Origin of the sequence: Mammaliicoccus sp. P-M59 (assembly GCF_022386135.1) — a bacterium.
GTDB lineage: Bacteria > Bacillota > Bacilli > Staphylococcales > Staphylococcaceae > Mammaliicoccus > Mammaliicoccus sciuri_A.
Map to the genome: position 1 here is coordinate 152,934 of NZ_JAJNJJ010000003.1, position 18,102 is coordinate 171,035.

Below are 18,102 nucleotides of genomic sequence, written 5' to 3' on the forward strand. Positions count from 1 at the left end.
ATGGACCGATAAAATAAATTACCGGTCCAGAAATGGAAAATATGGACCGATAAAAATAATTACCGGTCCAGAAACGAGAAATATGGACCGATAAAAAAATTTACCGACCCGAAAACGAAACATCAATATAATCGACGCTATTTCATAAGTGATTACTACCTTAATATTACGGGAAAGATACACTAGTATTGGCCATTTATTTAATGTTTTTTGTGGTGTAATCATGTAAGATAAAAGTATATATGATCGTTAAAGGAGAACTGTTATGCAACCTATCGACAAAACTAATGTAAAAAATGAACTTCTCGTGGTTACAGGAATGTCCGGTGCGGGTAAATCAGTCGCACTACAAGCTTTAGAAGATTTAGGATATTTTTGTGTTGATAATCTACCGCCTATATTATTGCAAAAATTTGTTGATTTAATGGATCAGGGTAATCCTTCTTTATCAAAAGTTGCAATTGGTATCGATTTAAGAGGTAAGGATTTCTTTGGAAATTTAAGAGATGAATTAGATTATATACAAAGTGAGAAAAAAGTAGTAGTAGATATTTTGTTTTTAGAAGCGAGCGATAAAAAATTAATTTCTAGATATAAAGAAACAAGAAGAACACATCCTTTAAGTGAGGAAGGTAGTTTATTATCTGCAATTGAAAGAGAAAGATCTTTATTAAGTGATATTAAAGGTATCAGTAACTTTGTGATTGATACGACTGAAAAGAAACCTAAAGAATTGAAACAAGAACTTGTAGAAGCATTTGAAGAAGATCCTTCTACAACATTTCAAGTAAGAGTGATGAGCTTTGGATTCAAACATGGTATGCCTATCGATGCAGATATAGTTTTTGATGTACGATTTTTGCCAAATCCATATTATGTTGAAGAGTTAAGACCTATGACTGGTCTCGACGATGAAGTTTATCAATATGTTATGAAATGGAAAGAGACGAATACATTTTATAAAAAGTTTAGTGATCTGTTAATGTTTATGTTGCCAGGTTATAAGAAAGAAGGGAAATCCCAATTGACGATTGCAATCGGTTGTACGGGTGGTCAACATAGATCTGTAGCACTTGCAAAACGTTTAGGGGAAGATATTAAAGAGAACTTTGACTATGTTGTGTATACATCACATCGCGATGCACATATTGAAAGTAAGCCAAGAACATGAAAAGATTAAAAGTCGTCTTAATTGGCGGAGGAACCGGTCTTTCTGTATTAGCAAGAGGGTTAAAGGAATATCCAATAGATATTACCGCCATTGTAACTGTAGCAGATGATGGTGGTAGTACTGGTAAAATTCGTGATGTGATGGATATACCTGCCCCTGGCGATATCAGAAACGTATTAGCAGCACTTAGTGACACAGAACCAATGCTTGAAAAGTTATTCCAATATCGTTTTGAAGAAGAAGAACTTGGCAGTCATTCAATCGGAAATTTATTGTTAGCAGCCATGACAAATATTACGGATGATTTTGGACATGCTGTAAAAGAATTAAGTAAGCTATTGAATATTAAAGGGCAAGTCATTCCATCAACAACGAGAAGTGTTGTGCTGAATGCAGTTATGTCAGATGGTGAAATCATTGTCGGAGAATCTAAAATTCCTAAGACAGATAAGAAAATTGAAAAAGTATTTTTAACCCCTCAAGATATTGAACCGATGAAAGAAGCAATAGATGCAATTGAAGAAGCGGATTTAATTGTAATGGGACCAGGTTCTTTATATACAAGTATAATGCCTAATTTAATTTTGAATAAAGTTAAAGATGCAATTGTTAATACTGAAGCGGAAAGATTATATGTATGTAACCTTATGACTCAAAAAGGTGAAACAACAGGTTATTCAGTAAGTGACCATGTTAAAGCTATTCATGACCATGTAGGCGCATCATTTATTGACTTTGTAATATGTCAAAATAAGCGTTTCGATAAAGATATCTTATTAAGATATGAACAAGAAGAAGCTAAACAAGTTGAATTTGATGGTGAGAAATTAAAAGAAATGGGTGTACAGTGTATTCATGATAATGAATTAGTAAGTATCACACCTCATCAATACATTAGACATAACAATAAAGTGTTGGCACAACTCATTTACGAAATAGCCTTAAGAGAAATCAGTACAATTCAATATAAGAAAGATAAATAATTGTATACTCAAGAGAAAACAGACAAACGAAAATAATGATTTTTAATGAAGCAAATGAGACACTCATTCATGTCCAATTTGCTTCATTTTTTTATGGAAATCGAGTAATATAAATGTAAGGGTTTTCAATTCGGGGTGATGGGTCATGAAAAGTGTTCAAATATTAATGGTGATATTAGGTTGTATATTTTTACTCATAGGTTTAATCGCAAATCAGCAGATAGGTATTTCATTTTTAATCATTGGTTTGGCGATGATTTTATTTGGAGTTATTAAAGAACCTTCAAGTAAAACATAAAAAGTTCAAGTTTAAAAACTTGATACGCCCGGCTATTCCATGTAATATGAAATAGATGCAAAACGTATGATATGTCTTTTGGCATATCATTATTTTTATGTGCGTATAAACTAAGAAAGGATGATCTGCTGTGAGCTTTGCTTCAGAAATGAAAAATGAATTAACAAGAATTGAAGTAGATGATTGTTGCGCCAAGGCAGAACTTTCAGCTTTGATTAGGATGAACGGTAATTTAAGCATATCTAATCAGCAATTTGTTATAAATGTACAAACTGAAAATGCAGCGATAGCACGTCGAATATTTTCATTAATAAAAAAATGCTTCGGTGTTGAAGTTGAATTATTAGTGAGAAAGAAAATGAAACTTAAGAAAAATAATATATATATTAGTCGAATAAAAGTAAAAGCTAAAGAAATATTAGATGAGCTTGGTATTTTACAAGATGGCATGTTTAAACATGAAATAGATAAAGATATTTTACAAAAAGATTGTTGTAAAAGAAGTTATTTAAGAGGTGCATTTCTAGCAGGGGGTTCTGTTAATAATCCGGAGACTTCTTCTTATCATCTTGAAATCTTTTCATTATACGAAGAACATTCAGCAGATTTAACCGCACTCATGAATCAATTTGATTTAAATGCTAAATTATTAGAGCGCAAAAAAGGGTTTATCAGTTATTTGAAAGAAGCTGAAAAGATTTCCGATTTCTTAAGTTTGATAGGTGGCTATCAAGCACTCTTGAAGTTTGAAGATGTAAGAATTATTCGGGATATGAGAAATTCAGTTAACCGACTAGTCAATTGTGAGACGGCTAACTTGAATAAAACAGTTAGCGCCGCAATGAAACAAGTTGAGAGCATTCAGCTCATCGATAAAGAAATTGGTATCGATAACTTGCCAGATCGTTTAAGAGAAGTTGCAAGACTTAGAATAGATAATCAAGATGTGTCAATTAAAGAATTAGGCGAAATGGTAAGCACAGGTAAAATATCTAAATCAGGTATTAATCATAGATTACGTAAATTAAATGAGATGGCTGAAAAAATTAGAAACGGCGAGACAATTCAACAATAAAAAAAGCACCTGGGACAATTCATGTCTCAGGTGCTTCTTTATTAATATAATTTATTTAATATCTTCTGGATGCATAACATCATCGATTAAACCATATTCTTTAGCTTCTTCAGCTGTTAAGAAGTTATCACGATCAGTGTCTTTTTCAATTTTTTCAATTGGTTGTCCAGTTCTTTCAGATAAAATTTTATTTAATTTCTCACGTGTACGTAAAATATGACGAGCTGCAATTTCAATTTCAGTAGCTTGTCCTTGTGCACCGCCAAGTGGTTGGTGAATCATAACTTCACTATTTGGTAATGCATAACGTTTACCTTTAGCACCAGCTGCTAGTAGGAATGAACCCATAGATGCTGCCATACCGATACAAATAGTTTGAACATCAGGTTTGATGTGTTGGATTGTATCGTAAATCGCAAATCCTGCTGTTACACTACCGCCCGGAGAGTTGATATATAAGTAAATATCTTTCTCAGAATCTTGAGCTTGTAAGAATAGTAATTGTGAAACGATTGAGTTAGCTACATTGTCATCGATAGCTGACCCTAACATAATAATGCGGTCTTTCAATAAACGTGAATAAATATCATAAGCGCGTTCTCCGCGGTTTGTTGTTTCAATAACTGTTGGTATTAAATTCATCAGTTAATCCTCCTTTGAATATCTTAATGACCATATCATACACTACAAAGTCAAACATGGTCAAAAAATATGACCTACTGATGAATATTATAACTTAAATAGCTGATTTATACACTGGGAATTTGTGATATGAGTTGTCAATGTTAGCATAAATGATATAATAGTTTCCGTAATCAACGAGCTGTGTGCAGTGAATTTGTGTGACTTCTATATTAAAATAGTCACATCTTTTTCTGATGAAATACTCCCTTTGAGTTGTATTCATTTTGCTTCACTCCTTAATAGTTGATAATTCTATTATATCGACAATATATTAAGTAGATATAAAGTATTTATTAAGACTTATCTCTCCGTAGTGTAACGGATAACACGCAAGATTCCGGTTCTTGAAATGGGCGTTCGATTCGTCTCGGGGAGGCTTACTTTGTAAAGGATGATTTGGATGACAATTAAATTTTATGTTGGAACAAATTGTGGTTTATGTGAAGATGCTAAGATTCAAATTGAATTTTTTAAAGAATCGTACGATCATGAAATAAAAATAGATACTATTAATATCGAAGAAGATGATACATTAATTGAAAAATATATGTTAAGAATTCCAGTTGTTGAATATGATGGACAAGTTCTACAAGAAGGAAATATTGATTTCATCACATTGACAGAGGCATATAATCAATTGAAATAATAGGAAACGCTTTTAACTTGCATTCTATATATAAGGGGTGTATTATAAAACTGTAAACAGATATTATTTTTTTGACCCGCATGGGACGAAAAACGTCTAACCCAGGTTAGATATTGCCCATCTGTTAATCTTTGAGGAGGCGACTTGTTTATGGAAGATTTACTAAAAGTACAACATAGACTAGTTCCTGATTTGATTGACAAGATGTATCGACGCTTTAATATTTTATCGACAATCGAGAAGAAGCAGCCTATAGGTCGAAGAACGTTGAGTGATGTTATGAATGTCACTGAACGGGTATTGAGAACTGAGATAGAAATTTTAAAACAACAAGATTTAATCAGCGTTCGGTCAACTGGTATGAAATTGACTGAAACAGGCGAGCAAACGCTTGATTCTTTATCACATTATTTAACACTTTATTCTAGTTTTAATCATATTGAAGAAGAAATTTTTAATCGATATGGTGTGAAAACTCATATAGTGAGAGGTAATTCGGATTTAGATGAGATGGTTAAAGCAGAAATGGGTAATGTTACTGCTGAATTACTAGAACAGTCATTATACGATCATGCTTCAGTATCAGTAACTGGTGGTTCAACAATGGCAAGAGTGAGTGAGTCATTACATCCATTAGATAAAGACATTTTGTTCACGCCAGCGCGTGGTGGTTTGGGTGAAAACGTTGTGTTTCAAGCGAATACAATTTGCGCAAGTATGGCAAATCGTACAGGTGGGTCATATAAAGTCTTGTATGTTCCAGACCAAGTGAGTGAAAGTTCATACGAAACTTTGCTGAAAGAACCTGCAGTTATTGAGGTGCTAGATGCAATACGTCGTTCAGATTTTATTATTCACGGTATTGGTGATGCGCTGAAGATGGCGGAAAGAAGGAAGACTTCTGAAGAAGTATTAAGCCAATTGAAACATCATCATGCTGTCGGAGAAGCTTTTGGTTATTATTTCAATGACAAAGGTGAGGTCGTGCATCGTGTTAAGACAATCGGTTTGCAACTAGAAGACTTAACAACAAAGACAAACATTTTTGCAGTAGCAGGTGGGACATCTAAAGCAGAAGCGATAAAAGCTTATCTTGAGATTGCGCCAAAGAATACAATTCTTATCACTGATGAAGGTGCTGCAAAAGCAATAATCAATTTGGAATAAAAGGTTATTTAACCTTTTTGAATAAAAAATAAAAAGGAGGCCATCATAATGGCAACTAAAGTAGCAATTAATGGTTTTGGTAGAATAGGTCGTTTAGCATTTAGAAGATTACAAGAAGTTGAAAATATCGAAGTAGTAGCAATCAACGATTTAACAGATGACGCAATGTTAGCTCATTTATTAAAATATGATTCAACACAAGGTCGTTTCAAAGACGAAGTAGAAGTTATCGAAGGCGGATTCCGCGTAAACGGTAGAGAAATCAAAACTTTCGAAAATCCTAACCCTAAAGAATTACCATGGGGCGATTTAGATATCGATGTAGTATTAGAATGTACTGGTTTCTTCGCTGACAAAGACAAAGCTTCAGCTCACATCGAAGCAGGTGCTAAAAAAGTATTAATTTCAGCTCCAGCATCAGGTGACTTAAAAACTATCGTTTATAACGTTAACCATGACGAATTAGACGGATCTGAAGAAATCGTTTCAGGTGCATCTTGTACAACTAACTGTTTAGCTCCAATGGCTAAAGTATTAAATGATGAATTCGGTATCGTTGAAGGTTTAATGATGACAATTCACGCTTACACTGGTGACCAAAATACTTTAGATGCTCCACATGCTAAAGGTGACTTCCGTCGTGCTCGTGCAGCTGCTCAAAACATCGTACCTAACTCAACTGGTGCTGCTAAAGCAATCGGTTTAGTAATCCCAGAATTAAAAGGTAAATTAGATGGATCAGCTCAACGTGTTCCAGTAGCAACTGGTTCAGTAACAGAATTAACAGCTGTATTAGACAAAGAAGTTTCAGTTGAAGAAATCAATGCAGCAATGAAAAATGCTACAAATGATTCATTCGGTTACACTGAAGACGAAATCGTATCTTCTGATATCATTGGTATCACTTACGGTTCATTATTCGATGCAACTCAAACTCGTGTTATGACAGTTGGAGATCGTCAATTAGTTAAAACTGTATCTTGGTATGACAATGAAATGTCTTACACTTCACAATTAGTTCGTACTTTAGAATATTTAGCAGCTCAAGCTAACAAATAATTTAAATAATTGAACTAAATAGGTTATGCTTATGAGTAAGCGGGGAGCACAACGCTTCTCCGCTTATTTTTAATCGTAAAGTATTTTCTATTATCTAGAGGAGGAAGACAAGTCATGGCAAAGAAGAATGTTAAAGACGTAGAATTAAAAGGTAAAAAAGTACTTGTAAGAGCAGATTTTAATGTACCAATGAAAGATGGTGCAATTACAAACGATAACAGAATCGTTCAAGCGCTTCCTACAATAAAATACATTATCGAACAAGGCGGTAAAGTTATTTTATTCTCACATTTAGGTAAAGTGAAAACTGAAGAAGATAAAAAAGGATTGTCACTTAAACCAGTAGCAGAACGCTTAAGTGAATTATTAAATAAAGAAGTAAGATTCGTACCAGAAACTCGTGGTGAAGCGTTAGAAAGCGCAATCGACGGATTATCTGAAGGCGATGTATTAGTATTTGAAAATACACGTTTTGAAGATGTTGATGGTAAAAAAGAATCTAAAAATGATCCTGAATTAGGTAAATACTGGGCTTCATTAGGTGATGTATTTATCAATGATGCATTCGGTACAGCTCACCGTGAACATGCGTCTAACGTAGGTATTGCATCTAATATTGAAACAGCATCAGGTTTCTTAATGGATAAAGAAATTAAATTTATCGGCGGCGTTGTAAGTGAACCTGAACGTCCTTTAGTAGCAATTTTAGGTGGCGCGAAAGTGTCTGATAAAATTGGTGTTATCGAAAACTTATTAACAATTGCTGATAAAGTTATCATCGGTGGAGGAATGGCTTATACATTCTTCAAAGCACAAGGTAAAGAAATCGGCTTATCACTTCTTGAAGAAGACAAAGTAGATTTTGCTAAAGATTTACTTGAACGTGCTGGCGATAAAATTATTTTACCGGTTGATTGTAAAGTAGCTAAAGAATTTTCAAATGACGCTGAAATTACAGTTGTTTCTGCTGATGAAATTCCTACTGATCAAGAAGCAATGGATATCGGTCCTAAATCAGTTGAAGTATTTAGTGAAGCTCTACAAGGTTCAAATACAGTTGTTTGGAATGGTCCAATGGGCGTATTCGAATTTAGTAACTTTGCACAAGGTACAATTGGCGTATGTAAAGCAATTGCTAACTTAAAAGATGCTACAACAATTATCGGTGGTGGAGATTCAGCTGCAGCAGCGATGGACTTAGGATTTGCTGATGATTTCACACACATTTCTACAGGTGGCGGAGCTTCTCTAGAATATCTAGAAGGTAAAGCATTACCAGGTATCGAAGCAATTTCTGAAAAATAATCATAAAAGGAGTTTATATATCATGAGAAAACCAATTATCGCAGGTAACTGGAAAATGAATAAAACAGTTCAAGAAGCAAAAGACTTTGTTAATGAACTTCCAGCATTACCAGATACTAATGAGGTAGATTCAGTAATTTGTGCACCAACTTTACAATTAGATGCACTTGTTAACTTAACTAAAGAAGGCGTAACACAAGGCTTACAAATTGGTGCGCAAAATGCATACTTTGAAGATAATGGTGCTTTCACTGGTGAAACATCTCCAGCAGCACTTGAAGATTTAGGTGTTAAGTATGTCGTTTTAGGACATTCTGAACGTCGTGAATACTTCCACGAAACTGACGAAGATGTTAATAAAAAAGCATTAGCTGTATTTTCTCATAATATGACACCAATTATTTGTGTTGGTGAAACATTAGAAGAAAGAGAAGCAGGTAAAGCTGAATCAGTAGTAGGTGGTCAAGTTGAAGCAGCACTTAAAGGTTTCACAGAAGATCAAGTTAAAGCGACAGTAATCGCTTATGAACCTATCTGGGCAATTGGTACTGGTAAATCTTCAACTTCTGAAGATGCTAACCAAATGTGTGCACACGTACGTAACGTTGTTGCAGGTGCTTTCTCTCAAGAAGCTGCTGATGCTTTACGTGTACAATACGGTGGTAGTGTTAAACCAGAAAACATTAAAGAATATATGGCTCAATCAGATATCGATGGCGCATTAGTTGGCGGCGCTTCATTAAAAGTTGATTCATTCGTAGCATTATTAGAAGGTGCTAAATAATGGCTAAACAACCAACAGCACTTATCATTCTTGATGGTTTTGCTAATCGTGAAGAAGAGCATGGTAATGCGGTAAAACAAGCCAACAAACCAAATTTTGATAGATATTACAACAAATATCCACATAACGAATTATCAGCATGTGGTTTAGATGTAGGTCTACCAGAAGGTCAAATGGGTAACTCTGAAGTAGGTCACTTAAACATTGGTGCAGGAAGAATTGTTTATCAAAGTTTAACTAGAATCAATAAATCAATTGAAGATGGCGATTTCTTTGAAATTGACGCACTTAAACAAGCAATGGATCACGTTGTAAAAAATGATTCAACGCTACATTTAATGGGACTTTTATCAGATGGTGGTGTTCACAGTCACTACAAACATCTATTTGCACTATTAGAATTAGCCAAAAAACAAGGTGTTAAAAAAGTTTATGTTCACGGATTCTTAGACGGACGTGACGTTGATCAAAAATCAGCACTTAAATATATTGAAGAAACTGAAAATAAATTTAAAGAGCTAGGTATTGGTCAATTCGCTTCTATATCAGGTCGTTATTACGCTATGGATAGAGATAAACGTTGGGATCGTGAAGAAAAAGCTTACGATGCAATGTCTAATGGCGTTGGACCTGTATATGCAACTGCAGTTGAAGGTGTAGAAGCTAATTATCAAGAAGGTCTAACAGATGAATTTGTTGTTCCATTTATCGTTAAAGACGAAGAAAAAGGTGTAGAAAACACTGGCGTAAATAGCCATGACGCTATGGTATTCTTTAACTTCCGTCCAGATAGAGCAGCTCAACTTAGTCAAGTATATACAAATGAAAAATTTGAAGGTTTTGAAATTAAACGTAAACTAGATGATTTATTCTTTGTTACTTTTACAAACTATAGTGATGATGTTATTGCCGAAGTTGCTTTTAAACCAGTTGATATCAAAAATACAATCGGTGAAGTAGCTGAGAAAAATAATTTAAATCAATTAAGAATTGCTGAAACAGAAAAATTCCCTCATGTTACTTATTTCATGAGCGGTGGTAATCATGCAGAGTTTAAAGGTGAAAGAAGAGTATTAATCGATTCACCAAAAGTTGCAACATACGACTTAAAACCTGAAATGAGTGCATATGAAGTAAAAGATGCTTTAATCAGTGAGTTAGAAAAAGGTGATTTAGATTTAATTATCTTAAACTTTGCGAACCCTGATATGGTTGGTCATAGTGGTATGCTTGAACCAACAATTAAAGCAATTGAAGCAGTAGATGAATGTTTAGGTGAAGTTGTTGATAAAATTTTATCAATGAATGGTACAGCTATCATTACAGCAGACCATGGTAACTCTGATGAAGTGTTAACAGATGACGAATCACCTATGACAACTCATACAACAAACCCTGTTCCTGTTATTGTGACAAAAGAAGGGGTAGAAGTAAGAAGTGGAGGTCGCTTAGCAGACTTAGCACCAACACTTATAGACTTACTTGGAGTAGAAAAACCAGAAGATATGACTGGTGAATCATTAATTAAATAATAAATTATAAATTTATAAAGGAGTTTTAATTATGCCAATTATTACAGATATTTATGCACGCGAAGTATTAGACTCTCGTGGTAATCCAACAGTAGAAGTAGAAGTATTAACTGAAAGCGGTGCTTTTGGTAGAGCTTTAGTACCATCAGGTGCTTCAACAGGTGAATATGAAGCAGTAGAATTACGTGACGGAGACAAAGATCGTTACTTAGGTAAAGGTGTTCTTAAAGCTGTAGAAAACGTTAACGAAATCATCGCACCTGAAATCATTGAAGGTGAATTCTCAGTATTAGAACAAGTTTCTATCGACAAATTAATGATCGCTTTAGACGGTACACCAAACAAAGCTAAATTAGGTGCTAATGCTATCTTAGGTGTTTCTATCGCAGTAGCTCGTGCTGCAGCTGACTTCTTAGGTCAACCATTATACAAATATCTTGGTGGATTCAATGGTGTTCAATTACCAGTACCAATGATGAACATTGTTAACGGTGGTTCTCACTCAGACGCACCAATCGCATTCCAAGAATTCATGATCTTACCAGTAGGTGCTGAATCATTCAAAGAAGCTTTACGTTGGGGAGCAGAAATCTTCCATAACTTAGCTAAAATTTTAAAATCTCGTGGTTTAGTAACTGCAGTAGGTGACGAAGGTGGTTTCGCTCCTAAATTTGAAGGTACTGAAGACGGTGTTGAAACAATTTTAGAAGCAATCAAAGCAGTTGGTTTAGAACCAGGTAAAGATGTATTCTTAGGATTCGACTGTGCAGCATCAGAATTCTACGAAAACGGCGTATATGACTATGCTAAATTCGAAGGTGAAAATGGTGCTAAACGTTCTTCTGAAGAACAAGTAGACTTCCTTGAAGAATTAGTGAACAAATACCCAATCATCACTATCGAAGACGGTATGGATGAAAACGACTGGGACGGCTGGAAACTTCTTACTGACCGTATCGGCGACCGCGTACAATTAGTAGGTGACGATTTATTCGTAACAAACACTGAAAAATTATCTGAAGGTATCGAAAAAGGTATCGGTAACTCAATCTTAATCAAAGTTAACCAAATCGGTACTTTAACAGAAACATTCGAAGCAATCGAAATGGCTCAAAAAGCTGGTTACACTGCAGTTGTATCACACCGTTCAGGTGAAACAGAAGATACTACAATCTCTGATATCGCAGTAGCAACTAACGCTGGCCAAATCAAAACAGGTTCATTATCAAGAACTGACCGTATTGCTAAATACAACCAATTATTACGTATCGAAGATGAATTATTCGAAACAGGTAAATTCGAAGGAATCAAAGCTTTCTATAACTTATCAAAATAATTGAGCATATAAATAAAAATGGTTCACATAAAGCCCAAAAGATGTTGTCACATCTTTTGGGCTTTTTATAATTGTTATAGAAATTTTGGTAGGTAAGGTAGGAAGGTGTTTGGTGGAGTGGTTGGGTGAGTATCGGAGTATCGGGAGATGTGAGTTAAAGAGGCAGTAAACACACGAGATTGAAGAAGATGTGAGTTAAAGATGTAGTAAACACACGAGATTGAAGAAGATGTGAGTTAAAGGTGGAGTAAACTCACGAGATTGGAGAAGATGTGAGTTAAAGAGGTAATAAACACACGAGATTGGAAAAGATGTGAGTTAAAGAGGTAATAAATACACAAGATTGGAGAAGATGTGAGTTAAAGAGGTAATAAACTCACGAGATTGAAAAAGATGTGAGTTAAAGAGGTAGTAAACTCACGAGATTGAAGAAGATGTGAATTAAAGAGGTAGTAAACTCACGAGATTGAAGAAGATGTGAGTTAAAGAGGTAGTAAACTCACGAGATTGAAGAAGATGTGAGTTAAAGAGGTAGTAAACTCACATCTTTTCAAAAATAATATGATTTTTTAGGAATGAACATTTTTGATTACTTAAAAAATTGACTAGTCATGGCTTAACTACCTAATAAAGCCAAGAGATAGCCCAAGTCGTAGCTTAACTTCTAACTTAAGCCAAGAGATGGCCCAAGTCGTAGCTTAACTTCTAACTTAAGCCAAGAGATGGTCCAAGTCATAGCTTAACTCCTGAATAAAGCCAAGAGATTGCATAACTCGTAGCTTAACTCCTGAATAAAGCCAAGAGATAGCCCAAGTCGTAGCTTAACTTTTGAATAAAGCCAAGAGATAGCCCAAGTCGTAGCTTAACTACTGAATAAAGCCAAGAGATCACTCAAGTCGTAGCTTAACTTCTGAATAAAGCCAAGAGATAGCCCAAGTCGTAGCTTAACTTCTAACTTAAGCCAAGAGATCACCCAAATTGTATCCTCACATCAAATAAAGCCAAGAAATCCTACTCTACACAATTAAATCCCACACTACACATTTAAACCTTACACACTATATACCTCCCATCTCCCACAATCACATTACCAAACAAATTCTTTAACGCTTTAAATCAATACTATTTTATCATTTCATTCTATTTGAAAATGTTCTATAATAGAGGCAATGAATTTTATAGGAGGATCATAATGACGATTAATTTAAAAAGTGCAAAATCACCTTGGTCTAGTTTAGATGGTGTGGATCAATTATCTCTTCATCCTATTAAAGAAGCATTTAATAAAGAAGTCATGATTCCGGGTAGTAAGAGTGTAACGAATCGTGCTTTTATTTTGGCTGGTTTTAGTAAGGGTACTTCTAAATTATCTGGATACTTAAAGAGTGATGACACATACTGGTGTATGGAAACAATTAAAAAACTAGGTGCTACTGTTGAAGCTGTAGGTGATGAACTTCATATTACAGGTATTAATCGTTCAGAGTTACCTGAGAAACAACAAGTATTTATTGGTTCTGCTGGTACGACTGCTCGATTCTTACCAGGTATTTTAGGAACTCAAGAGAAAAGTGAAATCACTATTACTTCAACTGAACAACTTGCTGGTAGACCTCACAAGACTTTACATGATGCGTTAAAACAATTAGGTGTTCAATTAACGTATCTTGAAAAAGAAGGTCAGTTACCTGTAACTATAAAAGGTGCACCGGAAACGGGCGGAAAAGTTTCAATTGCTGGTAATCAATCTAGCCAATTTATTAGTGGTTTATTAATGGCGGCACCTTTATTTAACAAACCAACTGAAATAGAACTTACGACTAAGATAGTTCAAAGTGCTTATGTGGATATTACAATTGAAATGATGAAACAATTTGGCATACATGTAGATGTATCAGAGGATTACACACATATGAAAGTAGAACAAGGTGAGTATGAAGCAGCTACTTTACCATTAGAAGCTGACTTATCTACAGCATGCTATTTCATGGCATTAGCAGCACTTAATAAGTCTACGATTAAAATTAAACATTTAAATATGGAAAGTCATCAACCTGATTTAGAAGTTGTCGATATTCTTGAAAGAATGGGTGCAACTGTTGAAAAAGGTCCTGATTATGTTGTCATTTCTGGTCCTGAACAATTAAAAGGGAACTTAACAATTGATATGAATGCTTGCTCAGACCAAGCTTTAACAATTGGCAGTTTAGCTGTATTTGCTGATGGTCCAATCACAATTACAGGTGTAGAACATATACGTCATCATGAATGTAATCGTGTATCTGCATTAACAGATAGTTTAACAAAATTAGGTATTGAAGTTACTGAACATCAAGATGGTTGGACTATTACGCCAGGTGATGTAAAGGCAGCAACTCTAGATACTTATGATGATCACCGTGTTGCAATGTCATTAAGTTTAATGGGTACTAAAGTTGATGGGATTAAATTATTAGATCCTTCATGTGTATCAAAGACTTGCCCAACATATTTTGAAATGTTAGCATCGTTAGGTATATCGGTTGAGTATCATTAATGAAAACTTGAGTGCATATTGTAAATATGCTATAATGCTACTGTTATAATAGACAGGAGGACCGAGTCCATGCATACATTTTTAATCGTCTTATTAATCATCGTTTGTATTGCATTGATTACCGTCGTATTACTTCAAGAAGGTAAAAGTACTGGTTTATCTGGTGCAATTAGTGGCGGAGCAGAACAATTATTTGGAAAACAAAAACAACGTGGAATAGATTTAATTTTACACAGAGTTACAATTATTTTAGCAATTTTATTTTTCTTATTAATGTTAGCAATTACTTACTTCAAAATGTAGTGGTCCGACTGTATTGTCGGACTTTTTTATTTATATACAAGTAAAAAAACGATACAATAGAACTAGATTATGTTAAAGGATGGTCATTCATGAGAATTCAATTACCTAAACCTTTCTTTTTTGAAGAAGGAAAAAGAGCAGTATTACTTTTACATGGATTTACAGGTAATTCATCAGATGTTAGACAATTAGGACGTTACTTACAGAAAAAAGGGTATACATCATATGCTCCGCATTATGAAGGTCATGGTAGACCACCTGAAGAAATTTTGGAATCAAGTCCATATGTATGGTTTAAAGACTGTTTAGATGCATATGATTTTTTAGAAGAAAAAGGATATACTGAAATAGCAGTAGCTGGATTATCATTAGGTGGCGTCTTTAGTTTAAAATTAAGTTTAAACAGAGATGTAAAAGGTATTGTAACAATGTGCTCACCTATGTATATAAAAACTGAAGGCACGATGTTTGAAGGTGTGTTAGATTATGCTAGAGAATTTAAAAAGTATGAAGGCAAAACACCTAAACAAATTGAAGAAGAAATGAAACATTTTCATCCTACGAATACTTTGAAAGATTTACAAGAAACAATTCAAAGTGTGAGAGATCAAGTAGACGAAGTATTTGATCCATTGTTTGTTGTACAAGGTAGACTAGATGAAATGATTAACCCTGATTCAGCTAATATTATTTATAATGAATCATCTTCTGATGACAAAAATATTAAATGGTATGAAGAATCTGGTCATGTTATAACAATCGGACAAGAAAAAGAACAAGTATTTGAAGACGTGTATCAATTCTTAGAATCATTAGATTGGTCCGAGTAAGACACACATAATATAAACGAGAAAGGAGGCCCACTATGAATCTAAGAGAAGAAGTTGAAGAAATCATCAATGATAAAGAATACAGTCCTATGACCGTAAGTGAATTTCAAGATGCAATGGGACTTAGTAATGCTGATTCATTTAAAGAATTAATTAAAGTTCTAGTTGATTTAGAACAAACGGGTCAACTAGAAAGAACAAAAACGGATAGATATAAGAAGAAAAGTAAGAAATCAGACCTTGTAAAAGGTACTTTAAGTCAACACAAAAAAGGATTTGCCTTTTTAAGACCTGAAGATGACACAATAGAAGACATCTTTATCCCACCTAATCAAATTAATAAAGCGATGGATGGCGATGAAGTATTAGTAGAAGTTGTGCCATCTCGTGGAGATCATAAAGGTAAGATTGAAGGTAGAGTTAAAGCAATTACGACACGTAATATTACGCAAGTCGTTGGTACTTATACAGAAGCGAAACATTTCGGTTTCGTGTTACCTGATGATAAACGTATTACACAAGATATCTTTATCCCTAAAGGTAAAAATCTTGGTGCAATTGAAGGTCATAAAGTATTAGTAGAAATTACAGAGTATGCCGATGGTACGCATAATCCAGAAGGTCATGTTAAAGCGATTCTAGGTCATAAGAATGATCCAGGTGTCGATATTTTATCTATCATATATCAACATGGTATTAATATTGAATTTCCTGACAATGTTATTCAAGAAGCTGAAAATGTACCAGATCAAATTAGTCCAGACGAAATTAAAGGTAGAAGAGATTTAAGAGATGAACTTACAATCACGATAGATGGTGCAGACGCAAAAGATTTAGATGACGCTGTCTCTGTAAAAGCTTTAGACAATGGCTTAACAGAACTTACAGTTAGTATTGCTGATGTCAGCTACTATGTAACAGAAAATAGTGAGTTAGACAAAGAAGCATATGACAGAGCAACAAGTGTATATCTTGTCGATAGAGTAATACCTATGATTCCGCATAGATTAAGTAATGGTATTTGTTCATTAAACCCTCATGAAGATAGATTAACATTGAGTTGTAGAATGGAAATAGATCAACAAGGTGAAGTCATCAGACATGATATCTTTGAAAGTGTTATTCACTCAGATTATAGAATGACATATTCAGATGTAAATGCCATTATTGAAAATGAAGATCAAGACATTCGTGAAAAGTATTCAGAAATCACACCAATGCTTGATTTAGCACAACAACTATCAAAACAATTAATCGCTAAACGTAAAAGACGTGGGGAAATTGATTTTGATATTAAAGAAGCACAAGTATTGGTAGATGAAGATGGTATACCTACAGACATTAAAGTGAGAGAAAGAAATGATGCAGAACGATTAATTGAAAGCTTTATGTTATCTGCTAACGAAACAATTGCTGAACACTTTAGTAAACTCGAAGTGCCATTTATCTATCGTGTCCATGAGAATCCAAAAGCAGAAAGATTAAACCAATTCTTTGAATTTATTTCAAACTTTGGACTTGCTGTTAAAGGTTCAAGTGAAGACATACACCCTGCAACATTACAGAAAATTGTAGAAGAAGTTGCTGGACAGAAAGAAGAAATGGTTATTTCTACTTTAATGTTAAGAAGTATGCAACAAGCTAGATATAGTGAAGATAATTTAGGTCATTTTGGCTTGTCAGCAGATTACTATACACATTTCACATCTCCAATCAGAAGATATCCTGACTTGATTGTGCATAGATTAATTCGTAAATATTTAATTGAAAAATCTATGAACAGTAAACAAATTAGACATTGGGAAAAAATGTTGCCAGACATCGCTGACCATACATCAAAACGTGAGCGAAGAGCAATTGACGCTGAACGTGATACAGATGACTTGAAGAAGTCAGAGTATATGATTCAACACGTCGGAGAAGTGTTTACAGGTATTATCAGTTCAGTAGCGAACTTTGGTATGTTTGTAGAGCTAGAGAACACAATTGAAGGTATGGTGCATATCTCTAACTTAACAGATGACTATTACAACTTTGATGAGCGTAATATGGCCATTATAGGTGAGCGCCAAGCTAAAGTATTTAGAATTGGTGACAAAGTCGAAGTTAAAGTAATTAATGTTAACGTTGATGAGCGTATGATTGATTTTCAAATTGTTGGAATGCCAATAGCTGAAAAGAATAGAGAACGCTTAGCAAGAGAAAAAACAATCAAAGCTAAAAAACGTGGTACAGCTAAAGAACAAGATAAACCTAATAAGCATAAAAAAGGTAGAGCTAAAGGTAAACAAGGCGGCAATCAAGGTAAACAAGGTAAGAAAAATAAAAAGCCTTATTACAAAGCAAAAGCTGTGAAAAACAAAGCAAGACGAAAGAAAAAATAGAAAGTAGGT

Annotated in this window: 16 protein-coding genes; 15 read left to right on the plus strand and 1 reads right to left on the minus strand. The window is 34.3% G+C overall.

Annotation, left to right across the window (positions count from 1 at the left end):
- Positions 1-265 precede the first annotated feature (265 nt).
- The 4 genes from rapZ (at position 266) to whiA (ending at position 3,527) form a co-directional block, all read left to right on the plus strand.
- Positions 266-1,171 (plus strand): RNase adapter RapZ, encoded by a 906-nt coding sequence (rapZ, locus tag LQ617_RS07005; protein ID WP_037588755.1) that lies wholly within the window; start codon positions 266-268, stop codon positions 1,169-1,171.
- Complete coding sequence (locus LQ617_RS07010) at positions 1,168-2,154, plus strand: gluconeogenesis factor YvcK family protein (protein ID WP_191836336.1); 987 nt, start codon at positions 1,168-1,170, stop codon at positions 2,152-2,154. The genes rapZ and LQ617_RS07010 overlap by 4 nt, the downstream gene beginning before the upstream one ends.
- Before the next feature lie 145 nt (positions 2,155-2,299).
- Complete coding sequence (locus tag LQ617_RS07015; protein WP_185805774.1) at positions 2,300-2,452, plus strand: hypothetical protein; 153 nt, start codon at positions 2,300-2,302, stop codon at positions 2,450-2,452.
- 130 nt (positions 2,453-2,582) lie between these two features.
- Entirely contained in the window at positions 2,583-3,527 is a 945-nt protein-coding gene (gene whiA, locus LQ617_RS07020; RefSeq protein ID WP_239740049.1) for a DNA-binding protein WhiA, read from the plus strand.
- A gap of 51 nt (positions 3,528-3,578) precedes the next feature.
- Here the strand turns inward: whiA and clpP are convergent, their stop codons facing one another.
- Entirely contained in the window at positions 3,579-4,169 is a 591-nt protein-coding gene (gene clpP, locus LQ617_RS07025; protein ID WP_025904542.1) for an ATP-dependent Clp endopeptidase proteolytic subunit ClpP, read from the minus strand.
- 442 nt (positions 4,170-4,611) lie between these two features.
- On the opposite strand from clpP, the gene LQ617_RS07030 reads away from it, so the two are divergent.
- The 11 genes from LQ617_RS07030 to rnr all read left to right on the plus strand — a co-directional run bounded on the left by LQ617_RS07030 (position 4,612) and on the right by rnr (position 18,093).
- Positions 4,612-4,857 carry a glutaredoxin family protein gene (locus tag LQ617_RS07030; protein ID WP_204254961.1) on the plus strand — a complete coding sequence of 82 codons (246 nt, stop codon included), beginning with the start codon at positions 4,612-4,614 and terminating at the stop codon, positions 4,855-4,857.
- Between the two features lie 150 nt (positions 4,858-5,007).
- A complete protein-coding gene (locus tag LQ617_RS07035) occupies positions 5,008-6,024 on the plus strand; it encodes a sugar-binding transcriptional regulator (protein WP_191836334.1) in 1,017 nt (338 codons plus the stop codon).
- A gap of 48 nt (positions 6,025-6,072) precedes the next feature.
- Positions 6,073-7,083, plus strand: coding sequence for a type I glyceraldehyde-3-phosphate dehydrogenase (gene gap, locus LQ617_RS07040; RefSeq protein WP_025904545.1), 1,011 nt, complete (start codon positions 6,073-6,075; stop codon positions 7,081-7,083).
- A gap of 114 nt (positions 7,084-7,197) precedes the next feature.
- Positions 7,198-8,388, plus strand: a complete 1,191-nt coding sequence (locus tag LQ617_RS07045) for a phosphoglycerate kinase (RefSeq protein WP_239740050.1) — start codon at positions 7,198-7,200, stop codon at positions 8,386-8,388.
- A gap of 22 nt (positions 8,389-8,410) precedes the next feature.
- A complete protein-coding gene (tpiA, locus tag LQ617_RS07050) occupies positions 8,411-9,172 on the plus strand; it encodes a triose-phosphate isomerase (protein WP_239740051.1) in 762 nt (253 codons plus the stop codon).
- Entirely contained in the window at positions 9,172-10,704 is a 1,533-nt protein-coding gene (gene gpmI, locus LQ617_RS07055; protein WP_239740052.1) for a 2,3-bisphosphoglycerate-independent phosphoglycerate mutase, read from the plus strand. Before tpiA ends, gpmI begins: the two co-directional genes overlap by 1 nt.
- A gap of 31 nt (positions 10,705-10,735) precedes the next feature.
- Entirely contained in the window at positions 10,736-12,040 is a 1,305-nt protein-coding gene (gene eno, locus LQ617_RS07060; RefSeq protein WP_025904549.1) for a surface-displayed alpha-enolase, read from the plus strand.
- Between the two features lie 1,192 nt (positions 12,041-13,232).
- The gene (aroA, locus tag LQ617_RS07065) at positions 13,233-14,576 is read left to right on the plus strand and encodes a 3-phosphoshikimate 1-carboxyvinyltransferase (protein ID WP_239740053.1); all 1,344 of its coding nucleotides are present in this window, start codon (positions 13,233-13,235) and stop codon (positions 14,574-14,576) included.
- A gap of 69 nt (positions 14,577-14,645) precedes the next feature.
- The gene (gene secG, locus LQ617_RS07070; RefSeq protein WP_025906376.1) at positions 14,646-14,879 is read left to right on the plus strand and encodes a preprotein translocase subunit SecG; all 234 of its coding nucleotides are present in this window, start codon (positions 14,646-14,648) and stop codon (positions 14,877-14,879) included.
- Positions 14,880-14,968: 89 nt separating this feature from the next.
- Positions 14,969-15,709, plus strand: a complete 741-nt coding sequence (locus LQ617_RS07075; RefSeq protein ID WP_239740054.1) for an alpha/beta hydrolase — start codon at positions 14,969-14,971, stop codon at positions 15,707-15,709.
- Positions 15,710-15,744: 35 nt separating this feature from the next.
- Positions 15,745-18,093 carry a ribonuclease R gene (gene rnr / locus LQ617_RS07080; RefSeq protein ID WP_239740055.1) on the plus strand — a complete coding sequence of 783 codons (2,349 nt, stop codon included), beginning with the start codon at positions 15,745-15,747 and terminating at the stop codon, positions 18,091-18,093.
- Positions 18,094-18,102 lie beyond the last annotated feature (9 nt).

Bases quoted from the DNA above. Each gene is read 5' to 3' on its own strand.
- rapZ (WP_037588755.1), top strand. From the start codon at position 266: ATGCAACCTATCGACAAAACTAATGTAAAAAATGAACTTCTCGTGGTT.
- LQ617_RS07010 (WP_191836336.1), top strand. From the start codon at position 1,168: ATGAAAAGATTAAAAGTCGTCTTAATTGGCGGAGGAACCGGTCTTTCT.
- LQ617_RS07015 (WP_185805774.1), top strand. From the start codon at position 2,300: ATGAAAAGTGTTCAAATATTAATGGTGATATTAGGTTGTATATTTTTA.
- clpP (WP_025904542.1), bottom strand. From the start codon at position 4,169: ATGAATTTAATACCAACAGTTATTGAAACAACAAACCGCGGAGAACGC.
- LQ617_RS07030 (WP_204254961.1), top strand. From the start codon at position 4,612: ATGACAATTAAATTTTATGTTGGAACAAATTGTGGTTTATGTGAAGAT.
- LQ617_RS07035 (WP_191836334.1), top strand. From the start codon at position 5,008: ATGGAAGATTTACTAAAAGTACAACATAGACTAGTTCCTGATTTGATT.
- gap (WP_025904545.1), top strand. From the start codon at position 6,073: ATGGCAACTAAAGTAGCAATTAATGGTTTTGGTAGAATAGGTCGTTTA.
- LQ617_RS07045 (WP_239740050.1), top strand. From the start codon at position 7,198: ATGGCAAAGAAGAATGTTAAAGACGTAGAATTAAAAGGTAAAAAAGTA.
- tpiA (WP_239740051.1), top strand. From the start codon at position 8,411: ATGAGAAAACCAATTATCGCAGGTAACTGGAAAATGAATAAAACAGTT.
- gpmI (WP_239740052.1), top strand. From the start codon at position 9,172: ATGGCTAAACAACCAACAGCACTTATCATTCTTGATGGTTTTGCTAAT.
- eno (WP_025904549.1), top strand. From the start codon at position 10,736: ATGCCAATTATTACAGATATTTATGCACGCGAAGTATTAGACTCTCGT.
- aroA (WP_239740053.1), top strand. From the start codon at position 13,233: ATGACGATTAATTTAAAAAGTGCAAAATCACCTTGGTCTAGTTTAGAT.
- secG (WP_025906376.1), top strand. From the start codon at position 14,646: ATGCATACATTTTTAATCGTCTTATTAATCATCGTTTGTATTGCATTG.
- LQ617_RS07075 (WP_239740054.1), top strand. From the start codon at position 14,969: ATGAGAATTCAATTACCTAAACCTTTCTTTTTTGAAGAAGGAAAAAGA.
- rnr (WP_239740055.1), top strand. From the start codon at position 15,745: ATGAATCTAAGAGAAGAAGTTGAAGAAATCATCAATGATAAAGAATAC.